Source organism: Mesorhizobium sp. M7A.F.Ca.CA.001.08.2.1, from assembly GCF_003998455.1.
Taxonomy (GTDB): Bacteria; Pseudomonadota; Alphaproteobacteria; order Rhizobiales; family Rhizobiaceae; genus Mesorhizobium; species Mesorhizobium ciceri.
This window is the reverse complement of record NZ_RZPW01000674.1, coordinates 1-3,416: the sequence shown is the minus strand read 5'-3', so window position 1 is coordinate 3,416 and position 3,416 is coordinate 1. Positions and strand designations below refer to the sequence as shown.

3 protein-coding genes and 1 pseudogene are annotated in these 3,416 nt (G+C 64.1%); 1 reads left to right on the top strand and 3 read right to left on the bottom strand.

The features are described 5' to 3' along the window. Positions 1-244 precede the first annotated feature (244 nt). Both EN914_RS28815 and EN914_RS28810 read right to left on the bottom strand, forming a co-directional pair. Positions 245-1,192: a substrate-binding domain-containing protein gene (locus EN914_RS28815; protein WP_127389427.1), complete on the bottom strand. Its 948-nt coding sequence runs from the start codon at positions 1,190-1,192 to the stop codon at positions 245-247. A 306-nt stretch (positions 1,193-1,498) separates the two neighbouring features. Then, positions 1,499-2,062, bottom strand: coding sequence for a dienelactone hydrolase family protein (locus tag EN914_RS28810; protein ID WP_024501764.1), 564 nt, complete (start codon positions 2,060-2,062; stop codon positions 1,499-1,501). 125 nt (positions 2,063-2,187) lie between these two features. Between EN914_RS28810 and EN914_RS28805 the strand changes: the two genes are divergently transcribed. Next, a complete protein-coding gene (locus EN914_RS28805; protein ID WP_024501765.1) occupies positions 2,188-2,889 on the top strand; it encodes a RibD family protein in 702 nt (233 codons plus the stop codon). Between the two features lie 112 nt (positions 2,890-3,001). Here the strand turns inward: EN914_RS28805 and EN914_RS28800 are convergent. After that, positions 3,002-3,416: pseudogene (locus EN914_RS28800) on the bottom strand (NAD-dependent dehydratase); the annotation flags it as partial.

Genomic DNA, 3,416 nt, shown 5'->3' with positions numbered 1-3,416 from the left:
GGGTGGCTCCTTCCATGCAGTTGATGTCGCCTGTCAGCGCTTGAACGCCCCCCTCTGTCCTGCCGGACATCTCCCCCTCAAGGGAGATTGGCTGTGTCACCGGCGACACCTTTTCTTTCAACATTTGGGAACTGGCGAAAGCAGGAGGAACAGTCGATCTCCCCCTTGAGGGGGAGATGTCCGGCAGGACAGAGGGGGGCGCTGTCCCGCCGGCCTTGCCAATCGGCCGATCCCCGCCAAACCTCTACTTCGTCTCGCCAATCCGCTCCGCCTTGTCGAGATTGTCCTTGCCGATGACGATTGGCGTCAGCAGCACCAGCTTCTCCTTCGGCTCGGTCTTGTCCTTGGCAAAGGCCACCGCGATGCGCACCGCAGTGCGCGACTGCTCGCCGGGGAATTGCTCGACCGTGCCCGCAAGCTTGCCGTCGCGCACGGCGACCAGCGCTTCGGGCAGTGCATCGAAGCCGTAGATCTTGACGTCGGTGAAGTTGCGCGCGGCACAAGCCTCCATGGCGCCCAGCGCCATGTCGTCATTGGCGCAGACGATGGCGTCGGGTTTGCCGTTGGCGGCAAGGCCAGCCTCGGTCACCGACAGCGCCTCGGCGCGGGCGAAGTTGGCGGTCTGCTCGAAGACGATCTGATACTTGTCCTTCAGAGGATCGAGCACATTGTGCACGCCCTTGTTGCGGTCGATCGCCGGGCCGGCGCCGGGCTGGCCCTGCAGATGGAACAGCTTGGCACCGTTGGGAAACGCCGCCACCACGGCGTTGGCTTCCGCCTCGCCGCCCTTCACATTGTCGGCGCCGACATGGGCGAGGATGCCCTCGACGCCGTCTACGCGGCGGTCGATCGTCACTACGGGAACGCCGGCCTTGACCGCTTCCTCGATGGCCGGCGCCAGGGCGTTGACGTCGAGCGGCGAGATGACGATGGCGTTGACCTTCTGCACCAGGGCGGCCTCGATGTCGGCGGTCTGCTTGGTGGCCGAGTTCTGGCCGTCGCTTTCGGTCAGATTGACGCCTTGCGTGGCGGCTTCCGCCTGGATCTCGTTCAGCATGTGCACGAAGAACGGAAAGCCGAGACTGGGCACCGAGCCAAGGATAGTGAGCTTGTCCTGCGCAAACACAGAAGGCGCGGCAACCATCATGGCGCCGAAAGCCGCGGACGACAGCAGGAATTCACGTCTGTTCATGGGATCCTCCTCCACAAGAACGCACGACCCGAAAACCGGGATCGGTTTCAGGAAGGATCATGCGTCGGTTCAAAGTGTGGAGCATCCTCCCTGCGCCCGAAAACGCATGCCGCTCCAGCTGGCCGCCGCTGTAAAAAGAGCCTCCCACCGACGCCTGCGCAGGGATGCTAACCCAGGGCCAACCATTTGTGCAACATCGATATAACAGCGGTGCCAGGCAAATTATCGGAATTGTCGGATTTTGGATTTCCGGCGTGGGGGCCGCTTTGTCGGAAGACCTCCAATGCAAGGCCGCCCCTCTGCTTCTCAATCCAGGAACGCCAGAACACGCTGCCAAAGCAGCGCCGCGGCTGTGTCGTTGTAGTCGGGCAGAGCTGGATCCGAGAAATAATGTCCCGAGTTTGGATAGCGGAAGATCCGCACATCGGTTTGCGCGGCCTCGGCGGCGTGCTGCCAGGCGCGGACATCCGGCTCGGGGAAGAACGGATCGGTGTCGGCGACATGCAATTGAACCGGCAGGCCGGGCCGGATGTTCGCAGGCACGGTTGCCAGCCCATGCAACAGCAGCACCTTGGCCGTCAGCGGCCGCAAGGCCCAGACTGACGCGACCACGCCTGCACCCATCGAAATCCCCGCCAGCACCGTATCGCCGGGCGTCGAGGCCAGGGCATCGCGCGCCCTTTGGCAAATGACCTCCCAGCCGATCCGCGCCTTGATCGCGAAGCCTTGCTCGAGATCGTCCGTCGCCACGCCCGCATAGAGGTCCGGCAGCGAAACGGCGTGACCGGCGGCGCCCAGCTTTCCCGCAAGATGCCGCTCGTGCTCGCGCAGCCCCAGAACCGAATGAAACAGGATTATGTTCGCGGACATCCGGTCATGATACCTGCCGGCACATGCCGTCTCAACGGCTGGGTACGTCATGAGGCGTGCGGCTTCCATTCTCCCCGCGTGGCACTACTTTGGACTGAACCCAAAGCACTCGACTGGAGAACAACATGAAGCCGCAAATCATCTGCCATATGCTGGCATCCCTTGACGGCAGCCTCCACCCCAGCCGCTATACCTCGAGCCCCGATGGCACCCGGGCCGAGTGGTCGAGCCTCTACGAGCATATCCATAATGATCTCGCGGCTGATGCCTGGATCGTCGGGCGCGTCACCATGGCCGAGATGAGCAAGGCCGGCGCGCATCCGCCGGCCAATGCCGGCAAGGTCGACCGGCCCTATCATTTCGCGCAAATAGGTGCGGGCAGTTATGCCGTGGCGCTCGATGCCTCGGGCAAGCTTCACTTTTCCAAACCCGACATCGGTGGCGACCATGTCGTGGTGCTGCTTGGGCGCGACGTTGCCGACAGCCATTTGGCAGAGCTTGCCGCCGACGGCGTGTCCTATATCGTCGCGGAAACCGCCGATGTCGATCTCGCCGCCATGCTTGAGGTCCTCGGACGCGAACTCGGCATAAGCCGGCTGCTGCTCGAGGGCGGCGCCAGCATCAACGGCTCCTTCCTCGCCGCCGGGCTCGTCGATGAATTGAGCCTTCTCGTTGCACCCGCGATCGACGGGCGGGCCGCCAATCAGGGTTTCGCCGAGTTCGGCGAGAGCGGCCTGGCGGGCAAGACGCAGCTGTCCCTGAAGAGCTGCGAGGCGCTGGCGCATGGGCTCGTCCATCTGCGCTACGCGGTCAGCCCTGGAGCATAATCCCGAAAGGTCGCGGCGTGGCCCAGGGTCTCCGCGACGGAGCTGCGCTCCTGCTTCGTCCAGGGATGACGAAGTCAGAGACTTCGGCTCACCTCGAGCGTTGCTAAGCGCATCAATACCGCATGGCATCGAGATCGGCGATCAGCGTCGGGCCGGTGGGGTGCCAGCCGAGCCGTGCCTGGGTCAGAGCGCTGGAGGACGGCAGATCCATCGGCGCGAACATCGCCATCCAGCCGAAATGCTCCGCCGCCTTTTCCGGCGCAATGGAAACCACCGGCAATTTCAAACCCCGGCCGAGCGCCTCGGCGATAGCGCGCACTTCGACACCTTCCTCGCCGACCGCGTGATAGCGCGCGCCCGGCTGCCGCTTTTCCACGGCGAGCCGGTAAAGCCGCGCCGCATCGAGGAGGTGGCCCGCGGAGTAGCGATTGCGGCCTTCGCCGACATAGGCCGAGACGCCCCTTTCACGCGCGATCTCGATGAGCGGCGTGATAAGGCCTTGCTTGACCGGATTGTGGACCTGCGGC

Excerpts from the sequence above, each read along its gene's own strand:
- EN914_RS28815 (WP_127389427.1), bottom strand. The coding sequence starts at position 1,192 with ATGAACAGACGTGAATTCCTGCTGTCGTCCGCGGCTTTCGGCGCCATG.
- EN914_RS28810 (WP_024501764.1), bottom strand. The coding sequence starts at position 2,062 with ATGTCCGCGAACATAATCCTGTTTCATTCGGTTCTGGGGCTGCGCGAG.
- EN914_RS28805 (WP_024501765.1), top strand. The coding sequence starts at position 2,188 with ATGAAGCCGCAAATCATCTGCCATATGCTGGCATCCCTTGACGGCAGC.